This window comes from Nosocomiicoccus sp. HMSC067E10 (assembly GCF_001810835.1).
Lineage (GTDB): Bacteria > Bacillota > Bacilli > Staphylococcales > Salinicoccaceae > Nosocomiicoccus > Nosocomiicoccus ampullae_A.
Map to the genome: position 1 here is coordinate 181,420 of NZ_KV802764.1, position 19,341 is coordinate 200,760.

The 19,341-nt window shown below is 33.0% G+C and carries 22 protein-coding genes; 11 read left to right on the forward strand and 11 right to left on the reverse strand.

Going from position 1 to position 19,341, the window contains the following annotated elements:
• Positions 1-81: 81 nt before the first annotated feature.
• On the forward strand, positions 82-552 hold the full coding sequence (locus HMPREF2767_RS04970; RefSeq protein ID WP_070622800.1) for a GAF domain-containing protein: 471 nt from the start codon (positions 82-84) through the stop codon (positions 550-552).
• 227 nt (positions 553-779) lie between these two features.
• On the forward strand, positions 780-1,382 hold the full coding sequence (rpsD, locus tag HMPREF2767_RS04975) for a 30S ribosomal protein S4 (RefSeq protein WP_068129271.1): 603 nt from the start codon (positions 780-782) through the stop codon (positions 1,380-1,382).
• 422 nt (positions 1,383-1,804) lie between these two features.
• Here rpsD and HMPREF2767_RS04980 read toward each other — a convergent pair whose 3' ends face one another.
• A complete protein-coding gene (locus HMPREF2767_RS04980) occupies positions 1,805-2,215 on the reverse strand; it encodes a hypothetical protein (protein ID WP_148129000.1) in 411 nt (136 codons plus the stop codon).
• Complete coding sequence (locus HMPREF2767_RS04985; protein WP_070622801.1) at positions 2,205-2,711, reverse strand: Panacea domain-containing protein; 507 nt, start codon at positions 2,709-2,711, stop codon at positions 2,205-2,207. The genes HMPREF2767_RS04980 and HMPREF2767_RS04985 overlap by 11 nt, the downstream gene beginning before the upstream one ends.
• Before the next feature lie 389 nt (positions 2,712-3,100).
• Here HMPREF2767_RS04985 and HMPREF2767_RS08745 point away from each other — a divergent pair, with 389 nt between their 5' ends.
• The 4 genes from HMPREF2767_RS08745 to HMPREF2767_RS08750 all read left to right on the forward strand — a co-directional run bounded on the left by HMPREF2767_RS08745 (position 3,101) and on the right by HMPREF2767_RS08750 (position 4,811).
• Positions 3,101-3,241, forward strand: a complete 141-nt coding sequence (locus HMPREF2767_RS08745; protein ID WP_168162123.1) for a hypothetical protein — start codon at positions 3,101-3,103, stop codon at positions 3,239-3,241.
• 445 nt (positions 3,242-3,686) lie between these two features.
• The gene (locus tag HMPREF2767_RS08575; RefSeq protein ID WP_083302060.1) at positions 3,687-3,869 is read left to right on the forward strand and encodes a helix-turn-helix domain-containing protein; all 183 of its coding nucleotides are present in this window, start codon (positions 3,687-3,689) and stop codon (positions 3,867-3,869) included.
• Positions 3,870-4,377: 508 nt separating this feature from the next.
• Positions 4,378-4,575: a hypothetical protein gene (locus tag HMPREF2767_RS04990; protein WP_070622802.1), complete on the forward strand. Its 198-nt coding sequence runs from the start codon at positions 4,378-4,380 to the stop codon at positions 4,573-4,575.
• 68 nt (positions 4,576-4,643) lie between these two features.
• Complete coding sequence (locus tag HMPREF2767_RS08750) at positions 4,644-4,811, forward strand: helix-turn-helix domain-containing protein (RefSeq protein WP_168162120.1); 168 nt, start codon at positions 4,644-4,646, stop codon at positions 4,809-4,811.
• 52 nt (positions 4,812-4,863) lie between these two features.
• On the opposite strand, the gene HMPREF2767_RS04995 is transcribed toward HMPREF2767_RS08750, so the two are convergent.
• On the reverse strand, positions 4,864-5,205 hold the full coding sequence (locus HMPREF2767_RS04995; RefSeq protein ID WP_070622803.1) for a hypothetical protein: 342 nt from the start codon (positions 5,203-5,205) through the stop codon (positions 4,864-4,866).
• Between the two features lie 12 nt (positions 5,206-5,217).
• The gene (locus HMPREF2767_RS05000) at positions 5,218-5,517 is read right to left on the reverse strand and encodes a hypothetical protein (protein ID WP_070622804.1); all 300 of its coding nucleotides are present in this window, start codon (positions 5,515-5,517) and stop codon (positions 5,218-5,220) included.
• Positions 5,518-5,796: 279 nt separating this feature from the next.
• Here HMPREF2767_RS05000 and HMPREF2767_RS05005 point away from each other — a divergent pair, with 279 nt between their 5' ends.
• On the forward strand, positions 5,797-6,144 hold the full coding sequence (locus tag HMPREF2767_RS05005; RefSeq protein WP_070622805.1) for a zinc ribbon domain-containing protein YjdM: 348 nt from the start codon (positions 5,797-5,799) through the stop codon (positions 6,142-6,144).
• 62 nt (positions 6,145-6,206) lie between these two features.
• Here HMPREF2767_RS05005 and HMPREF2767_RS05010 read toward each other — a convergent pair whose 3' ends face one another.
• The gene (locus HMPREF2767_RS05010) at positions 6,207-7,439 is read right to left on the reverse strand and encodes a Fic family protein (RefSeq protein ID WP_070622806.1); all 1,233 of its coding nucleotides are present in this window, start codon (positions 7,437-7,439) and stop codon (positions 6,207-6,209) included.
• 149 nt (positions 7,440-7,588) lie between these two features.
• Here HMPREF2767_RS05010 and HMPREF2767_RS05015 point away from each other — a divergent pair, with 149 nt between their 5' ends.
• The gene (locus HMPREF2767_RS05015) at positions 7,589-8,026 is read left to right on the forward strand and encodes an SACOL1771 family peroxiredoxin (RefSeq protein ID WP_070622807.1); all 438 of its coding nucleotides are present in this window, start codon (positions 7,589-7,591) and stop codon (positions 8,024-8,026) included.
• Between the two features lie 59 nt (positions 8,027-8,085).
• Positions 8,086-8,625, forward strand: coding sequence for a hypothetical protein (locus HMPREF2767_RS05020; RefSeq protein WP_070622808.1), 540 nt, complete (start codon positions 8,086-8,088; stop codon positions 8,623-8,625).
• Positions 8,626-8,745: 120 nt separating this feature from the next.
• Here the strand turns inward: HMPREF2767_RS05020 and HMPREF2767_RS05025 are convergent, their stop codons facing one another.
• The 3 genes from HMPREF2767_RS05025 to HMPREF2767_RS05030 are packed head-to-tail and all read right to left on the reverse strand — an operon-like array spanning position 8,746 to position 10,809.
• Complete coding sequence (locus HMPREF2767_RS05025; RefSeq protein ID WP_070622809.1) at positions 8,746-9,369, reverse strand: hypothetical protein; 624 nt, start codon at positions 9,367-9,369, stop codon at positions 8,746-8,748.
• Positions 9,370-9,380: 11 nt separating this feature from the next.
• Positions 9,381-9,668 (reverse strand): hypothetical protein, encoded by a 288-nt coding sequence (locus HMPREF2767_RS08675; RefSeq protein ID WP_145998141.1) that lies wholly within the window; start codon positions 9,666-9,668, stop codon positions 9,381-9,383.
• Between the two features lies 1 nt (position 9,669).
• Positions 9,670-10,809, reverse strand: a complete 1,140-nt coding sequence (locus tag HMPREF2767_RS05030; protein WP_070622810.1) for an MFS transporter — start codon at positions 10,807-10,809, stop codon at positions 9,670-9,672.
• A 168-nt stretch (positions 10,810-10,977) separates the two neighbouring features.
• Here HMPREF2767_RS05030 and HMPREF2767_RS05035 point away from each other — a divergent pair, with 168 nt between their 5' ends.
• Positions 10,978-12,318 carry a YjiH family protein gene (locus tag HMPREF2767_RS05035; RefSeq protein WP_070622811.1) on the forward strand — a complete coding sequence of 447 codons (1,341 nt, stop codon included), beginning with the start codon at positions 10,978-10,980 and terminating at the stop codon, positions 12,316-12,318.
• Between the two features lie 19 nt (positions 12,319-12,337).
• Here HMPREF2767_RS05035 and HMPREF2767_RS05040 read toward each other — a convergent pair whose 3' ends face one another.
• Together HMPREF2767_RS05040 and tyrS are read right to left on the reverse strand one after the other, a co-directional pair.
• On the reverse strand, positions 12,338-13,369 hold the full coding sequence (locus HMPREF2767_RS05040) for a cytochrome P450 (protein ID WP_070622812.1): 1,032 nt from the start codon (positions 13,367-13,369) through the stop codon (positions 12,338-12,340).
• A gap of 1 nt (position 13,370) precedes the next feature.
• On the reverse strand, positions 13,371-14,639 hold the full coding sequence (gene tyrS, locus HMPREF2767_RS05045) for a tyrosine--tRNA ligase (protein ID WP_070456986.1): 1,269 nt from the start codon (positions 14,637-14,639) through the stop codon (positions 13,371-13,373).
• Between the two features lie 309 nt (positions 14,640-14,948).
• On the opposite strand from tyrS, the gene HMPREF2767_RS05050 reads away from it, so the two are divergent.
• The gene (locus HMPREF2767_RS05050) at positions 14,949-17,513 is read left to right on the forward strand and encodes a transglycosylase domain-containing protein (protein ID WP_070622813.1); all 2,565 of its coding nucleotides are present in this window, start codon (positions 14,949-14,951) and stop codon (positions 17,511-17,513) included.
• A gap of 82 nt (positions 17,514-17,595) precedes the next feature.
• Here HMPREF2767_RS05050 and HMPREF2767_RS05055 read toward each other — a convergent pair whose 3' ends face one another.
• The gene (locus tag HMPREF2767_RS05055) at positions 17,596-19,263 is read right to left on the reverse strand and encodes a formate--tetrahydrofolate ligase (protein WP_070622814.1); all 1,668 of its coding nucleotides are present in this window, start codon (positions 19,261-19,263) and stop codon (positions 17,596-17,598) included.
• Between the last annotated feature and the right edge of the window lie 78 nt (positions 19,264-19,341).

A 19,341-nucleotide genomic window follows, 5' to 3' on the forward strand; every position in this document is an offset into this window, starting at 1 on the left:
TTATAGACTAATTCTTTGAAAGAAAAAACAATAAACAGTATAATTTTTAAAAATGTAACAGTTACTTTAGGAGGACATACAATGTTTGATGATATTCAGCTTAAAAACTATTCAGAACTACACGGAGCACTCGATGCATTACTTGAGGAAAACTTAAACATAACTGCTAATTTGGCAAATGCTTCTGCACTACTTAACCACTTTCTAAAAGATATTAACTGGGTCGGGTTTTATTTATACGATGAAGAACTAGAAAAACTCGTCCTTGGTCCGTTCCAAGGAAAACCTGCATGTACGACTATTGAAGTTGGTAAAGGTGTTTGTGGAACTGCTTATAGAGGTAACGACGTATTTATCGTTGATAACGTCGAAGAATTCCCAGGCCATATCGCGTGTGACGCTCGTAGTAAATCAGAAATCGTATTACCGATCTATAAAGACGATAAAGGAATCGGAGTGTTAGATATCGATGCACCGATTTATGAACGATTCGATGAAGAAGACCGCGTTGGTTTAATCGAAGTCGTAGAGATAATTAAAAAGTATTTATAATCGATAAACTGTTGACAAAACGTAGAGATTCAAGTAATATAATAAATTGTGTAAATGAACAATATAAGTAGCAGGTATTTATTCTATGACCTTATGTGATTAGCGGTTGCGATGTGTTGTGTAACCAATGCTATGAGGCGAAGACACTTTGAATCACATATCCATAGAAGTAACTACCCCTTATGATGTTATTTGCATATAAATATATCATTAAGGAGGAGTCAAAAATGGCTCGTTATACAGGATCAACTTGGAAGAAGTCACGTCGCCTAGGTATTTCATTATCAGGCACAGGTAAAGAATTAGAAAAGCGTCCATACGCTCCAGGTCAACATGGACCAAACCAAAGAGTTAAACTCTCAGAATACGGTTTACAATTAAAAGAGAAGCAAAAGCTTCGTTACATGCATGGAATTAACGAACGTCAATTCCGTACATTATTCGATCGTGCAGGTAAAATGCCTGGAATTCACGGTGAAAACTTCATGATCTTACTTGCTTCACGTTTAGACAACGTAGTATTACGTTTAGGTTTAGCTAAAACACAACGTCAAGCACGTCAATTAGTAAACCACGGACACATCACTGTTAACGGTAAAGTATTAGACATCCCGTCTTACCAACTTTCACCAGGTGAAACAGTTGCTGTACGTGAAAAATCACAAAAATTAAACATCATCGAAGAAGCTATCGAATTCAACAACTTTGTTCCTGAATATCTAAACTTTGACGCTGATAAACTAGAAGGTACATTCGTACGTCAACCAGAGCGTAGCGAATTATCAGCTGAAATCAACGAACAATTAATCGTTGAGTACTACTCAAGATAAACGACTTAATTTCTACAATCACCCTACAAACGTTGTTAAACCAATGTTTGTGGGGTTTTTATTTTATATTAAAAATTAACATAATACCCTTATTTACCCGTATTTATATTTGAAATTGGGGCAAAATTGGGGCAAAATTGGGGCAAAAAATATAGGTACAAAATAGATTATATTTAGCACTCACATAAGAATGTGGGTGCTTATTTTTATGCAAATAAAAAGACGTCTACAATCAATATAGACGTCTTCCGCAAACAGTCCGCGTACGGATACTGTAGCTATTCCTAGATATATTATAGCACATTATTTTTAATACACATCAGTAATGAATTGGTTGTAAACTAGACAGTATTATCTTAAAATTTGTTGAAGAATTGTACAACTACATAAAAAATCAGGGATATTAGTCGCTGATTTTTACTTCATTCAAAAAGTTCATTGTAAAATTTCTTATGCGCTTTTATTATTTCATAATAAAATTCCTGAGATATATCTTTTAAATTAACAGGGTCTACATTGTTAACTACATCGTTTGACGATACAGCGCTTTGCTTATGGATTCTAATGTAAGATGTTTTGGTCAATACAGTATCTAACTGGTTTAATATATCATCTGGAATTTGTTTATCATATTCATTGTGTCTATGTTTTGATGATTGAATAGATGAAACTGGTAATACATTTATGTCGCATGGAAAAGTGTCTTTCTCGAAACCAATAATTAAAACGGGTCTAACTTTAAAACTTTTCTTTTGACTTTTTACATCAAAATAAGGGTAACGTGACAGTGTAATACAATTGATATAGTCTTTCGTACTTTTTCTATAGTCCAAAACTATACCCTTTTGCATCTTCATGTTCGTCAATATATACCCCATACAGGGAATCAAAAACCTTAACTTTTTCTGCATCTTTTTTTATATCAGATACGGCTAAAATTTTGTTCCCTGATTCATGAGGTTTAAGACCTTCTCTAGATTTAATCCAAGAATATTCTTCATGACTTAAATTTCTTAGGTACCAGGCATCAAATTTAGCATACTTGTGGATAACACTATCTATAATAAATTTTTCAGTTTCAGTTAAAGTAGACTCTTTACTACTAATAGAATAGTCTTCATCAAAATAATACCTAATATCTTTAAGCACGGGACCATGCTCCCAGCCTTCAAAATCATTATCAAAAAGAACCTCGCCAGTATATGCTAAACTTTCTCTTTGTGCAAAGTACAGTAGCTTTTGCAGCTTCAGTTCACTATTTAATTGAGAAGAAGTAATGTTTCTATGTGACTCGATCATATAATTCGCAAAATCGTTAAGCTTTGACATTGTACCCCTCCTTATCTACTACTTTAATGATATATCATTGTTTTGTTTTTTCATAGGAAAACAATTGAGAATTATATCTCATATGTGACGTGATGTGATGAATATAGAAAGTACAGTTTATATGTAACTTTGAAACGCTCGGAAAAGCGAAAAGAGCAACGAGACAATTTAACTTTAAAGCTAGTAATCTTCCAAACAATATTAGCTTTAATCCAAACTCTCATTGCTCTTATAAAATAAGGTTTAGAGCCGAAAGGCTCTCTACCTTCATTATAAAGGAGGTACATTATTATGACAAATACTAAAAAAATAAATGCTTTACTGATAGTTATTATAATTTTGACTGTAATTAATATCTTAATTGCATTGTTTAAATAAGGGGTGCCTATATGTTTGATGAAATTAAAAAAACTATCCTAAATTTAGTTGCAAGTGAGAACATTACAATCTATAGGATTAGTAAGGATACTGGTATTAGTGTTGGGGGATTCAAAAATATAAAAAAGTATATGGGCAGAGGTAAAATTTAAAGTTTCTTTAATTCCATTTGAACCGTTAAGAATTATTAAAGACGAATCCAAAGAATATAAATAAAATAACCTTCTTTATATTATGTAACATATATCGTTGACTTCGTGATTATAATCATGTATAATATAAGTATAAGGAGGTGAAAGAATGAGACGAGTTAAAGAATCTGAAGAGATTCAAAAAATAAGAGCCGAAAGACGATAGCTAAACTCAGAAACCTTTAGAAATATCTGTATAGCAATCGGTACAATCGGCACTATGCTCAAACTTTGGTTATAGGGGGATGAGCTCCCCTATCTATATTATATTATAGGAGGCGATAAAAATGAAATACACTACAAAACTCAATTTAAAAACTACTTTAAATTATATAATTGGTATAGCTATTATCGTCTATCTTATTCTACTCTTTAAATAAAATAAAACTCGTCTCATTCCATAAATATGAGAAACAATATAATCAAATTATTAGAAGATAAGTCTATAAGTGCTGCTGAAATCAGCAGACAAACTGGTATTGACGCTTCTACAATCCAAAAATATCGTTTAGGATCTTTGAAAATAGACCGAATGATATTAAGTAATGCTGAAAAGTTATACGAATACGCAAAGTCAAAGGGGTATTAAATCTATGATATAACCTCTTTTAAGCCTATCTAACTACAAAGAGTTTATATTAAGCAAATTATCAAAAAGTAGAAACGTTTTTAACCTCCAGTAATATAAGTTTCTGGAGATTTTCTATGCTAAGTATTAATTCGAAAAAACGTTTTGAATATAGCTCAGGTAAAATATTGGTTGAAATAAAAATAAGAGCCGAAAGAATTAAGACACAAACAGAAATAATTAAAAACATTGTTTACATCTTAACCACAATCGGCACTTTAATCAAAGTGTGGTGGAGCTATTAACTCCCCACTTACTAAATATGATATAGTAAAGTAAAGGTACTTACAAAGTAAAGAATAAATAAAGAACAAATGAAATGTTAGTTATCAAGATTGCACTCTCCTAATTGGTAATACCTATGTAACGTGTTCATTATATTAAAGATAATACCAATTCTATTAGTCTTAACGAAATAAAATAACTATAATTATAGTTAACTATCATTTAACTTCGGAGGACGATTTATATGTTTAATGACATTGATCAAACTATTTTAAATTTATTTAAAGAAGAATCTAGTTACTCAATTTCTAAACAAGCTGGACTGCCATACCAAACTGTTCAAGATTTAAGAAATGGAAAATCTAGTTTAGAAAAAGCACGTTATGAAACTATAAAATCTTTATATGAGTACGCAAAAAAACAAGGATATAATATTCTATAGAATAATTTAACAATATATATTTCTATATTTAAAAGTAGCTAAAACTATAAATAAAAGGAAGTGCTTTAATGAATCCTATTGAAGAAGTTGAACATATGATAAAACAATTAATTGAGGATGAGAATGTATCTGGCTATAGAATTCAAAAAGATACTGGTGTTTCATCTAGCAATTTTAACGCAATCAGAAGAGGAGAAAGAGACTATAAAAACCTCACATTTGAGGTAATTATATAATTATATAATTACGCAAAAAACCATGGATATTAATCCCTGGTTTATAATATGTTTATTCTTTATTAGGTAGCCTTATCTTGATTACTTGCCTACTTTTTATCTTGTATGGCCCTTTCCCACCCGTATCTCTAATTTCCTTAATAACTCTTAACGCTTCTTCAAGAGTTATCTCTCCATCCTCATCATGTTGAACAATTGAAAAAACAAATTTAATTACATCTCTATACTGTTCTTCGTGTGGGATGTTTAGACTATCAAGGTAGTTATACATAAGGGGTTCTTCTTCAAGATACAAAAACAAGTTATTCCCAAAGATTGACGGTCCCACTAATCTCTTTTCATCATCTGTTGCTTCATCAAACGGTTTAATAATATACTTTTCTATATTAGTCATTCTTGTACACCCCTATTTAAGATCATAGTCCCCCTGTGCATGAAGTTCTCTAATTTCTTTAATTTTACTCAATGCTTCTACTAACGTTGGCTTTTCGTCCTCGTATTGAATGTCCGAAATAATATACTTTAATACTCTTCTAATTTCTTCATGGTGTGGTATTCCAAGTTCATCTAAGTATGCCATCATGTATTCTTTGTCTTGAAAAAAAACAAAAGGATTGTCACCAAATATACAAGGTCCGACTAACCTCTTTTCATCATCAGTTGCATCATGAAATGGTTCTATAATGTATTTCTCTACGTTAGTCATCCATAAACACCTCCTGATAGTCCATATTTAAAAGGATAATATTGTCATCAATATTTTTAGCAAATGCTTAAAATATAATCTATAGCCTTAATAGAATTTCAGTAAAATAATCATCTATCACATATTAATTATAGACTATTAAACATTTAAAGCATATTTGTACACTCTCCTTGCCTTCTTATAGTTTCTCACCTATTATAGAATCTAACAAAAGCGTTTTATTAAAAGTGAATTGATAAAAAACGAAGTATGAAAACTTAATTTTTAGGAGGCTTTTTAATGAGTACAACATTACCTGCTTGTCCAAGTTGTAATCAGGAGTATACATATGAGGATGGTCAATTGTATATTTGTCCGATGTGCGGTCACGAGTGGACGAAGGATTCTCAACTTGAGTTTGAGGAATCTCAACTCGTTCGTGATGCTCATGGAACGGTTTTAAACGATGGTGATTCAATCACTGTGATTAAAGATCTAAAAGTTAAAGGTTCTTCTGATTCAATTAAAAAAGGAACAAATATTAAGAGTATTAGACTAATAGAACCTGAGGATGGACATGATATTGAATGTAAGATTCCTGGCTTTGGTCAGATGAAGCTAAAATCAGAATTTGTAAAGAAGATATAAATTTAAAGTATAAATATTAATTAAACGTCGGTTCATATGAATAACCATATGTACCGACGCTTTTAATATGACAATAATCTTTCGATAAAACTGTCTTTTATTTCATAAACGACTGGGTTACCTTTTAACTTATCGAGCTTATCCAAATGTTTTTTTAGAATTTTATCTACTTTTTGTCTGCTAAACGGCACCTCTTCTACTAATTTCTTCACCGATATTCTAGAGTAATGGCTACCAAACACTTTATCTTCTAATAATTTTTTTATTACGATAAATTCATCGTCCAATAAATTTTCGTTTTTAAGATTTTCTACTAAAAGCGATAGCTTTTGTTTGTTATCTTCAAAATCTTTAATTGCACTTTCTTGGCCTTCAATAATAAGTTTTAACATCGTGTCTATAAATAAAGTCAATTCACCTTTATTATGGAAGTTTGTTGCTTTTTCAAATGACTTATCATATTTCCCTCTATTTCTATTTATAGTATAGGAAAAAGTAAATGCAGTTATGATATCTAGGTAAGCGATCAATTCCTTCGCAAGTATATACCTTCCAAGTCTTCCATTACCATCATAAAATGGATGTAAGTACTCAAACATAAAATGAGTAGAAACTATTTTTAATAACTGTGGTGCCTTATAGTATTTATTAAATTGTATAATATCTTTTAAAAACAAATTAATTTCCGCTTCATTAAACTCGTTTCTATGTGTCCATTTATTTGTTGATCTGTCATATATCCCTACCCCAGATGTTCTAAAAAGTTCTCCATCTGGTAACTCCTCAGGATCTATTTCATTAATTAAAAGTTTGTCATATGCAGTTCTAAAATCTTTAACATTTTCGAATCTTTCACCATTCACCTTTTGTAGCGATGTATATTGCTTAACTAGTCCTAAAAATTTCTTGTTTTTCTTATTAACATCCACACTATAAATCGCATCTGCAATATCTTCTTTTGTACTACGTATATTTTCTTTTTCATTTGTACTTTGTAACTCATTAATAATTAATTTTGTTATATACGCTTTCTTTGCTGTTTCTGGTTGCTCATTTAAAAGAAAGTTTATTTTATTAGAGTTTAAGAGTATTGTTTCTGTACTTTCAAATATCGTTTTAGTTATTGAAAAGAATACTGGATATGATACATCAAGTTTTTGACGTTGATCTTGAATTGGATGTATATTAATATCTGTTCTGTATGAACCGTAATGATTGAATCTATTTGTGTATTCATTTTCCCATTCTTGTGTTCCAGACATGTGAAATACCGTTTTTAAATCTTTATACTTCATCTTTTACTCACCCACTTTATAAAAAATGTAGTTTTTATCAAATATACTATAAAATATATATTAATATATCATAAAATAACTGTTTTCTATAGTTTTGTGTTTCAAAATGATACACTTACTTATATCAATTTAATAATTCAGGTGATTCTATGATTACACATGATTTTACAGTTCAAACACTTTGGAATAATGGAAGAAATTCTACAGGAGAGTTTAAAGCGGATCATTTAAATGGAAATATCTCAATACCAAGTTCACTTGGTGGACCTGGTAATGCTTCAAATCCAGATGAGTTGTTAGTTGCGGCCGCTTCAAGTTGCTATATTATTAGTCTGTCTGCAGCGTTAGAGCGTGCGAGATTTACTGACGTTACGATTGAACTAACATCTATCGGTACCGCTTCTTTAAGTGATGATGGACAATTTAAAATGGAAAAAATTACGCATCGCCCTACTATTTCAGTGAATGAAACTGATAAACTTCATAAACGAATCGATCGTTTAAATGAAATCGCAGATCGAAATTGTATGGTGTCTAAAGCAATACGAGGTAATGTTGAAATTATTATTGAACCAATTATTAATTAACGTTGCGGTTTCTAGATACTTCAACTAAAATTTAACTAATACTCTTTTTAGGTGATGTTATGAACACGTACTTAATATTAGCTATAATATTTGCTTTAATCACACTGTACTTTTTTACGATAACTGTAAAAAAGTCACTCCATGAACGTACTGCGATGTGGGCAGGATTTACAGTAGTTAGCTTAGTCATTACAACAATCGTTATCGGGTTATATCAACAAGATCGGTTATATTATAACCCAAAAGAAATTCCAGATAATGTGATGAGTCAACAAATACAAGACGTTGTACATGCGTATAATTTACAAGATGACTATTATGAAGCGGATATTCCGAAGTTTAAAAAAGGAGAATATCGTCCAAATACACCTTTGAAGTTCTCTAACTACAAAGTGACGAACATTGTGAAAAAACCAAGAGGACAATATATTACGATTGAAAAGGACAATAATTCCGTCGTGATCTATGACCCTGTAGGAAAAAGAAACATTAAACTCGAACAACAATACACTTTTATTGGATCACCAAGTTTATCGTATCCATTCGTAGTAAAACTACATTACAAAAAAGATGAAAAATCAAAATTTATACTTTTTTAATACTCTTAAAGTATGAGTATCTCCCCTAAAATTGGATATTAAATCCAATTTTAGGTTTTTTTATAACTGAAATTATAATTTAAAAACTCAAAAATATAACGAGAGTCACTCACGTGACTCTCATTTTTTGTAATACGTAATATATTCGTCTTCAAATTTTACACCGATATAATCTTTACCATATTGTAACATCCAATCGATATCGTCGTATTTTATTTTAATTGGTTCACCATGATATGTTAGTTCCTTTTCTAAATCTAGAAAAAGGATATGTCTTCGTTTATTACCATATTTGATTTTCGTATTCACGATTTTTAACCCTAAATTTAACGTGTTTTTTAAACTCGCTAAGTTCTTTGGCATCACTGTACCGATTAAATATTTAAACCGTTTATCTTCTCTTAACTTCTCTAACAATACGCGTCCCATTTTTAGCTGTAAATTATAACCTCGTAACGATTCATCGATAAATGTTATTTCTGAATATATCGTATCTTCTTGACTAACACCAGCGTCGTCAGCTAAATGATCCGCTTCACCTACTTTAGGTATATAAAATGCACGGAGTGCTTTTAGTTCATCATTTATAAATACTCCAACGCTGTAATCATTGCTTAGAATTTCTAACATTAAATCTCGTGGTATCGTTTCAAGCATTTCTTTATCTTCTAAATTATCGTACACTTCTTGCTGAAGTTTTAAGACGTCATCGATATGATGCTCTGTTACTTTAACTATTTCCATATGATTCACCTTCAGTTATTAAATAAATAGTTGTTTAAAAATTCGAGTGATTCGATTGGTTGACCTGTAATATAAACGTAAATGTAATACAAAATGAATACTCCTATTATTAATATAAAGAACACTGCAAAGGTTTTTATAAATCTAAATATAATTTTATAGATAACCATTAGAATCACTAAAAATATAAATATATAAATGAGGTTTGTAATTGTAAAATCAATATGATATATGTCTGTCGCATTGAGTACGAAAGTCAATAATAACGACAATATGATGAGTACAAATATACGCTTCAAATTATTCACTTCTTTCAACTAATGTCAGCTGTGATGCAATGAATATGCCGACAACTAAAAATATTGCACTTATATATGGTAAATGTAACGGAGCGATTCGGTCAATAAATATCCCACCAATAACCGCACCAAGTCCTATCCCTAAGTTTAAACTCGACATATTCCAGCTAAAGACTTTTGCTGCACTTCCTTTTACGCTACTCACTAGTCCGGATTGAATCATTGGAGATGTACTCCATTCAAACACGTTAAATAAGTAAAACACGATATAAAATAAAACAGGAATGCTAAATGTAAATGGAATCGCAATTGTCATCATTAAAAATAATACGATCATCGTCATCATCGCATATTTAATTGGAAATTTATCGACTAACATTCCTCCGAGATATGTCCCAGACATACCCCCTAACCCTGCTATAAATAAGGCCAGTGATACTTGATTCAGTGTGAATCCGTTACTCGTTAATAAGGGAGAAATATATCCAATAATAATAAAGTTCGCAGTGAGTATAAGTAGCGTAATTGTAATGTATAATACGACGTTCTTTTTATGCGTGATGATGTTTTTATCTTCTGTCGTAATCGTATACGTAGTATTCGGTGTTTTCGTTAATACGAGAATTGCTGTAATAATCGTGAGTACAATGATGATGAAAAACACTTCTCGCCAACCAAATATATTACCAATTAAAGTACTTATTGGAATTCCAAATACGTTCGCTGCACTAAAACCCATATATACAAATGCGATCGTCTTTCCTCTTTTATGTGCTTCAGATAATAATGACGTTAAGTCTAAGATCTTAACGATTAAAACCGATGCCCCCATCGCCGTCACAACACGTCCGATTGCGAGCATCGTAAACGAATGACTGAGCATAAATATCACATTTCCGAATAGGAATATTAAAAATGCATAAATAAGCGTCTTCTTCTGACTGAATTTGTGTGTCAGTTGTATTAATACGGGTCCAAAAATCGCAAAAGATACAGCATACACTGTAATCAACTGTCCAGTTAAACCATAACTTATATGTAGCTCGGTACTAATCATTTCAGTAAGTCCTGAAATAATGAGTTCCATTATTCCGAGTAAAAATATCGTAAACATAAATATAGCGATGAGTAATCTATTCATTAAATCACCATTTCTAAAAATCTTATATCAATATAACACGAATTACTATTCTATATAAGCAAAGAATCGTATATAATAATGTAAGCGATTTAAAAATAAAAATATATGATATGTACTTTATTTTTAGTTAATATTGTGTATAATTATGAGAGTAAAGAGGTGTTTTATATGTATTCAGTTAAGAACAATTTAAAATTCATTCTCCCATCTTTAATTGGTATTTTTATATTCATCTTTCCAATTAAAAATGAGGCTGGGGAAATTACCGTACCCGTTGCATATATTGCAAACAAAATTTTAGAATTCATCGGATTATTCGGTGAGAATGCGATCAGTTATATCGTCGCATCGATTATGGTAATATCCGCCCTACTTTCTTTATTATTTACATACGTCGTTAAATCTGACAATGCATTGTTAAACCAATTGTTTAATCAATCAATTGGTTGGATCATCGTCCGTGTATTAGGTGCTGTATTTGGTGTATTCGTACTTTTCAACATTGGACCGATTCAAATCACGTCTGAAGATACAGGTGGAACTGTATTTTATGACTTATTACCGACATTATTTGCGGTATTTTTAATCGCTGGATTTTTACTTCCGTTACTTTTAAACTACGGTTTACTAGAGTTTGTCGGAACATTATTTAGAAAGTTTATGCGCCCTGTATTCACTTTACCTGGACGCTCTACAGTTGATAACCTAGCATCTTGGGTTGGAGACGGTACAATCGGGGTTTTATTAACGAGTAAACAATATGAAGCAGGATTTTATACGAAACGTGAAGCAACAGTCATTGCGACGATGTTCTCTGTCGTATCGATTACGTTTACGATCGTTATATTAGATTATCTAAACATGCTGAACTATTTCGTTCCGTTTTATGCGACTGTAATATTCTCAGGAATCGTATGTGCGGTTGTATTACCACGTATCCCGCCTCTATCTAAAATTGATGATACTTATTATGTAGAAAACAATGAGTATAGTGAACATATACCTGAAGGTGAAACGAGTTTTTCTTGGGGGTATAAACAAGCATTAGAAAAAGCAGAAGGTGCAGATGGAGCATTAGGCGTCGTAAAAGATGGCTATAAAACAGTTCTCGATATGTGGATCGCTGTATTACCTGTTGTAATGGCGGTTGGTACACTCGGTACAGTACTTGCGGAATTTACACCTATATTTAGTATTATCGGTGCACCGTTCGTACCGATTTTAGAAACGATTGGTATTCCAGATGCAAAAGCTGTATCTGAAACGCTATTTATCGGATTTACAGATATGTTTTTACCAACATTAGTAATCGGTAGTGAAGTTTCAGAAATGGCAAGATTTATTGTCGGTGCGTTAAGTATTACGCAGCTTCTATACTTATCAGAAGTTGGTGGAGTTATTTTAGGATCTAAAATTCCACTTGGCGTTGGAAAAATGTTTGTCATTTTCTTAATGCGTACTGCAATTTCACTTCCAATCATCATCGCAGTTGCATTACTTTTATTCTAAACATAAAGAGACTTCCAAACTATGGAAGTCTCTTTTCTATATCTAAAATTGTAAATTCATTAAAACTAAACGTTCTCGACCATTTATATTCTTTAATTGTATAGTCCTTCAAAACGTCTAACTGTTTATAAAGTCTTTCTAAACCGAGCGTCACAATTACTACACCAAGACAATAATGAATCCCGTGACCAAATGTCAGACCATAACGATTCATATCTGTATTTATGTTTTGAATCATCAGTAATACGTGCTGGTCTTCTTTTATTATGACATCGTGATACTTCGTATCGTTTACACACACTCTACGAATGTACGGAAACGGTGGATATTCTCTTAATACGTCTTTTACTTTAAAGGTCATGTCTTTATTATTTAACGTATGATATATAAGTGCATTCACACTACTTAAAAACGGTCGGTGTCCGTCGATAATCATATTTAATAATATATCTATGACTTCCATTGTTTGTCCCGCTTCTTCAAGCAATTTCGATACAAAACCATTTGGATCGAGTTTCTTTTTATTTATAAGATCGATTAAGTAGTTACGTGTTTTATGAATCGATTTTACAATCTCGTCCCCATCTTGATTATCCAACATAATATAATCGATTAACGGAACGCCTATATCGAGTAGATTTTTATAATCCATTTTTGATATGCCGTAAAACCTTGGTAAATAACTATATAAAAATGGAACGGATATATCATTAACTACATTAATCTGTTCTTTTGTTAAAGATAAATGACTCGCGTCGACACTTGATTTTGATAGTCGAGCGATCGACTGATTTAACGCACGTTGTACCGAACGCTTCATATTTGTGTGATCGATACCTTCTTTTTGATACATCAGCCAGTGATTATAAAATTCTTTCATAACATCTTTATTATATTGTGATGTATGAATCGATTCTATTTGCTTACTTTTTCTAAACGCAGTAAATGACGGATTTTTTAAAATATCTTTGGCAATTACTGCATCGTTTATAATCCATGCGTTTAAATCATGATCAAAATATATGTCTTCTTTTCGATGATTATGTTTCATATTACTCAAAGTATACGACTGTATACTTTTTCTTACCGCGTCTAAATACGATTAAATCCCCTTCTAAAAAGTCTTTAGAAGTCACTGTGTAATCCACGTCTTGTTCACGCTCACCATTTATATAAATTGCACCGTTTTTAATATCCTCACGTGCCTGGCGACGGCTCGGTGAAATTTTAGCGTCGACGAGTAAATTCACAAGTGGATGTTCCGTGTTTTCTACTGTCGCTTGCGGTGCGTTTTTCATCGCGTCTTTTAGTTCTTTACCAGATAACTCTTTAATGTTTCCACTAAATAACGCTTCAGTGATACGTAACGCTTCTTCTAATGCTGCTTCATCGTGAATAATTTTGATCATCTCTTCAGCGAGTGCACGCTGTGCTTTACGTAAATGAGGTTCAGTTTTAACACTCTCTTCAAGCGCTTCGATTTCTTCTTTTGATAAGAATGTAAATACTTTTAAGAAATGAATGACATCTTCATCATTTTGGTTAAACCAGAACTGATAAAATTCATAAGGTGACGTTTTTTCAGCATCTAGCCAGATGTTTCCACCTTCAGATTTACCGAACTTAGAACCATCAGATTTTGTCACTAACGGGATCGTTAAACCTTCTGCATCCGTAATGCCTTCAATACGACGCATTAAGTCAATACCTGAAACGATATTCCCCCACTGGTCAGAGCCACCGACTTGGATTTTAACGTTATACGTTTGTCTTAAATGTAAAAAGTCGATTGCTTGAATTATGTTGTACGTAAACTCCGTAAAAGAAATTCCCGTTTCTAAACGTGACTGAATCGCATCTTTAGCGAGTAAGTAGTTGACACCAACGTGCTTACCGTAATCTCTTAAGAAAGAAATTAAACTAATATCCTTTAACCAGTCGTAGTTGTTTACTAAAATTGCATCTGTTTCTTTACCACTATCAAAATTAAAAATACGACGCAGTTGCGCTTCAATACCTGCGATGTTTTTGTTTAAATCATCTTCAGAAATTAAATCACGTTCTGATGCTTTAAAAGATGGGTCTCCAACGCGACCTGTTCCTCCACCGACGAGTACGACTGGGCGATGTCCATATTGCTGAAATCTTTTTAATACTAAAAATGGTACTAAATGCCCAATGTGTAAACTATCTGCTGTTGGATCCGTTCCACAGTATAATGAAACTGTTTCGTTTTCTACTAACTTTTCAATGTTTTCTTCATTTGTCACTTGGTATAATAACCCACGCCATTTTAAATCTTGAATTAATTCACTCATTATATTCTCTCCTTTGTATATAAAAAAACACCCATACATCACTGTATGGGTGCTGAACACGGTACCACCATAAATTTTACTCTAATAGATGAAGCTCTCGCTTTGAAATATTTACGTAAGTGTATTCGTTTTAAGTCACTGATGTGTTCTCACCACCCACACATTCTCTGAACAGCTCTCTTAAAATTACTTCTCTTACATTTCAATATATAAAGTTTTGTTACTAAATATTATAATATCAATGATTAAATAATACAATCCTTGTTAAGTATATGTCAAATTATGATATAATTCTGTCAACAGGAGGTCGTAATGAAAAAGAATAATTTTGTTAATCGCTTTAAGCAATTATTTACACGTCAAGATAAAACACACAATAAAATACAAGGTGATTCATTTAAATCACGTATTAAAAATATATCACGTCGTTTTCAAGAAACTAAACATCCGCTTAGTTTCTTGTTTAATACGACATACGATACAGTGTGGAATGTTTTACTATTTACGATACTCTCATTATCACTACTAGGAATCTTGTTATTTAGTGTAGGGCTTGGATATTTTGCAGCTCTTGTAAATAACGGTGATGATTATACGAACGAAGAAATCGAAGTTAAACTAAAAGACGTTACTGAAAGTACAAATGTATCATTTGCATCTGGTGAAAACCTCGGTACGTTAAAGTCCGATTTAATTAGAGAGTCGATTAAATTTGAAGATATTCCTGAAAATGTCATCGATGCGTTAATCGTAACAGAAGATGAGAACTTCTATGAGCATAACGGTGTCGTACCGAAAGCATTCATTCGTGCTTCTTTACAAGAAGTTATTTCGAGTGGTGAAGGTACAGGTGGTAGTACACTCACTCAGCAACTTGTTAAAAACCAGTTACTGACTAATGATCCGACGTTTAAACGTAAAGCATCTGAGCTACTTCTCGCATTTAAAGTTGAAGATTTACTTACAAAAGATGAAATCTTAACTTCATATTTAAATGCCGTTTCATTTGGCCGTAACGCAAATGGTCAAAACATCGCTGGTTTAAAAAGTGCAGCAGAGGGGATTTTTGGTAAACATCCTGAAGATTTAAACTTAGCTGAAGCTGCTTTTATTGCTGGTTTACCACAAAACCCTTATGCATATACACCGTTTAATGTGGACGGTTCGTTAAAGCCAGAAGATGAACGTGAACTTGGTAAAAATCGTCAAGAACATGTTTTAAATCGTATGTTTACTGAAGGAAAAATAACTGAAGAAGAATATAACGAAGCAATCGAATATGACTTATATGAAAATATGACAAGTTCAGTTGAAATACCAAACCAAAAATATCCATTCTTAACTGAAGAAATTGAGCGCCGTGCAGTCGGTGTATTAAAATACATCCTCGCAGAAGCGGATGGTATTTCAAAAGAAGACTTAAATATCACACCACTCTTAAATCAAGAGTATACGCAAAAAGCAAACGATGCGTTAAGAAATAACGGATATCACATCGAAACGACAATCGACAAAAAAATATACGACACGATGCAAGATGTTAAAAACAATCAATTCTACTATTACGGTGACCGTAGTTCATTAGATGCTGTCGATATTAGTAACAACGATAAAGAAAAGATGTTAAAACACGAAGTTGGTGCAATGCTTAAAAATAACAAAACCGGTGCAATTTTAGGTTTTATCGGTGGACGTGATTTTAAATCATCTGAAAACAACCACGCGACACAAACATCACGTATGTCAGGGTCTACGATGAAACCACTCGCAGTATACGGCCCAGGTGTCGATAAGGGACTTATCGCACCAGACACGGTTATTCTTGATAAATCGTTCTCGATTTATAATCCTGAAGCAGGTACAAGCTATTCACCACAAAACTATGACCAAAAAGACTTTGGTTTACTTTCAGTGAAAAATGCACTTGCGAACTCGTACAACTTATCAACATTACGTCTATGGGCGGAAGTTCGTAAACATAACCCGAGAGAATATCTTGAAAAAATGGGATTAAATATGCCAGACTCACTATTTGATGCCAATAACATCGGTATCCCTTCACTACCTCTTGGAGTGAACAACATGACTGTAGAAGATGGAGTAAATGCATTTTCTAGTTTTGGTAATAACGGAGTGATGACGGATAGTTATATGATCGAAAAAATTACAGATCCAACTGGAAAAGTGATTTACGAACATGAAACAGTCAGTCACGACGTATGGAAAGAGTCTACTGCGTACTTAGTCACAGACATGTTAAAAGAAGTATTTAGAACAGGTTCTGCGTATCATATTAGTAGTTATTATAATCAGATTTCATCGACATATGATTGGGCAACAAAAACAGGAACATCTGAGCAATTTATTGATACGTGGATGATTGCGTATAATCCAGAAGTTACACTCGGTATATGGATGGGTTACGACAGTAACATCCCACAAGTATACAGTACAGCTGACGATGGGCACCTTCCAATTTATAATTGGCAAATGTTATCAAGTGCTCTACAAAATGTAGACAGTGAAAAAATGGGTGCTGGGAAAAAATTCAGTCGACCAAGTTCTGTTTATGAAGACACGTTTTGTGGAATGCTTATGCAAAAAGGAAACTGCGGTGAGGATAAACAAGTCACAGGGCTCGTTGCTGATCATACACAGTTTTCTACGAAATCTGGCTTAAATGATCAAAGTGTTTTAAACCGTAACGGTGCAGACTTCGATTACCAATTATCAGCTAGCGATTTACGCGGCACAGTAAGAGGAACAAACGACAATTATTATCGTATTGGATCTGCGCCTAAAAGAATTAAAGAGGCACTTAAAAAGGGAAAAGACGATAAAGAAGACGACGAAGATGATGACAACGATGATGAATAAATAACTTATCCTCCAAGAATAATCTTGGAGGATTTTTTTGATTCAAAAAAAGACGTGTACATTAGTACACGTCTTAGATTTATTAGAATAATCCTGTTGAGTTACCTTCTGCATCAACATCCATATGGTTTGCTGATGGTACTTTTGGTAATCCTGGCATTGTCATAACGTTACCTGTTAACGCAACGACAAATCCTGCACCAGTTTTAGCAATTAACTCACGTACTGTAATTGTAAACCCTGTTGGACGACCGAGTTTTTTCTCATCGTCTGATAATGAGTACTGAGTTTTCGCCATACATACTGGGAAGTTACCCCAGCCGTTTTCTTCGATTTCTTTGATTTGACGTTTTGCTTTATCTGTAAAGTTTACGCCGTCTCCACCGTATACTTCTGTAACGATTTTTTCAATTTTTTCAGGAATTGAAAGTTCGAGATCGTATAAGTAATCGAAGTTGTTTGGTGTTTCGAGAGCTTCTTTTACTTGTTTCGCTAACTCAATACCACCTTCTCCACCTTTTTCCCAAACTTGTGTAAGTGCAACTTTAACGTCACGATCTTTACACCAGTTAAGTACGAATTCACGTTCAGCATCTGTATCTGTAACGAAGTCGTTTAATGCAACGATTGGTTCAACACCGAATTTACGTGCGTTTTCAATGTGTTTCTCTAAGTTTACGATACCTGATTTTAATGCATCAAGATTTTCTGCACCTAAATCAGTTTTCGCAACGCCACCGTTCATCTTAAGTGCGCGAATTGTTGCAACTAAAACAATTGCATCTGGTTTAAAGTTACCAAAGCGTGCTTTAATATCCATAAACTTCTCAGCACCTAAGTCAGAACCGAATCCTGCTTCTGTTACTACGATGTCAGATAATTTTCTTGCAGTGTTTGTAGCGATTAATGAGTTACAACCGTGTGCAATGTTCGCAAATGGACCACCGTGAATTAACGCAGGTGTACCTTCCATCGTTTGAACAAGGTTTGGTTTAATCGCTTCTTTAAGTAGTAGTGTTAATGCACCCTCTACTTTTAAGTCTTTAACTATAACTGGTTTTTTATCTTTCGTATAACCAAATACGATACGGCCAAGCCTTTCTTTAAGATCCATTAAATCTGTCGCTAAGCAAAGTACTGCCATAATTTCACTTGCTACAGTAATATCAAATCCATCTTCACGTGGAACACCTGAAGTTGGTCCTCCTAAACCGATAACGACGTTACGAAGTTCACGGTCGTTAATGTCTACGACACGTTTCCACGTAATTCTTCTTTGGTCGATATTTAACTCGTTACCTTGGTGAATGTGGTTGTCGATTAACGCTGAAAGCGTATTGTTTGCTGACGTAATCGCGTGTAAGTCACCGTTAAAGTGAAGGTTGATTTCTTCCATCGGTAACACTTGAGCGTGTCCACCACCAGTAGCTCCACCTTTAATACCCATTACTGGCCCAAGTGATGGTTCACGTAATGCAACCATAACCTTTTCACCTAGTTTATTGAATGCATCTGCTAGTCCAACAGTAACAGTTGATTTACCTTCACCAGCTGGTGTAGGGTTCATTGCTGTTACAAGTACTAGTTTTGAATCCTCTTCATTTCCAACGAGATTTTTGATGTCTACTTTCGCTTTATACTTACCATGAAGTTCTAATGCATCTTCAGGAATACCTGCTTTTTGAGCAATTTCTTCAATTGGTTGTAACGTTGCTTTAGCAGCAATCTCTTGGTCTGTTAAATGTGCCATTCTTTTACATCTCCCAACAAGAATATTTTTTAAGATTTAACTCAATCTTTCTAATGATTATTATTACATAAAATTCAC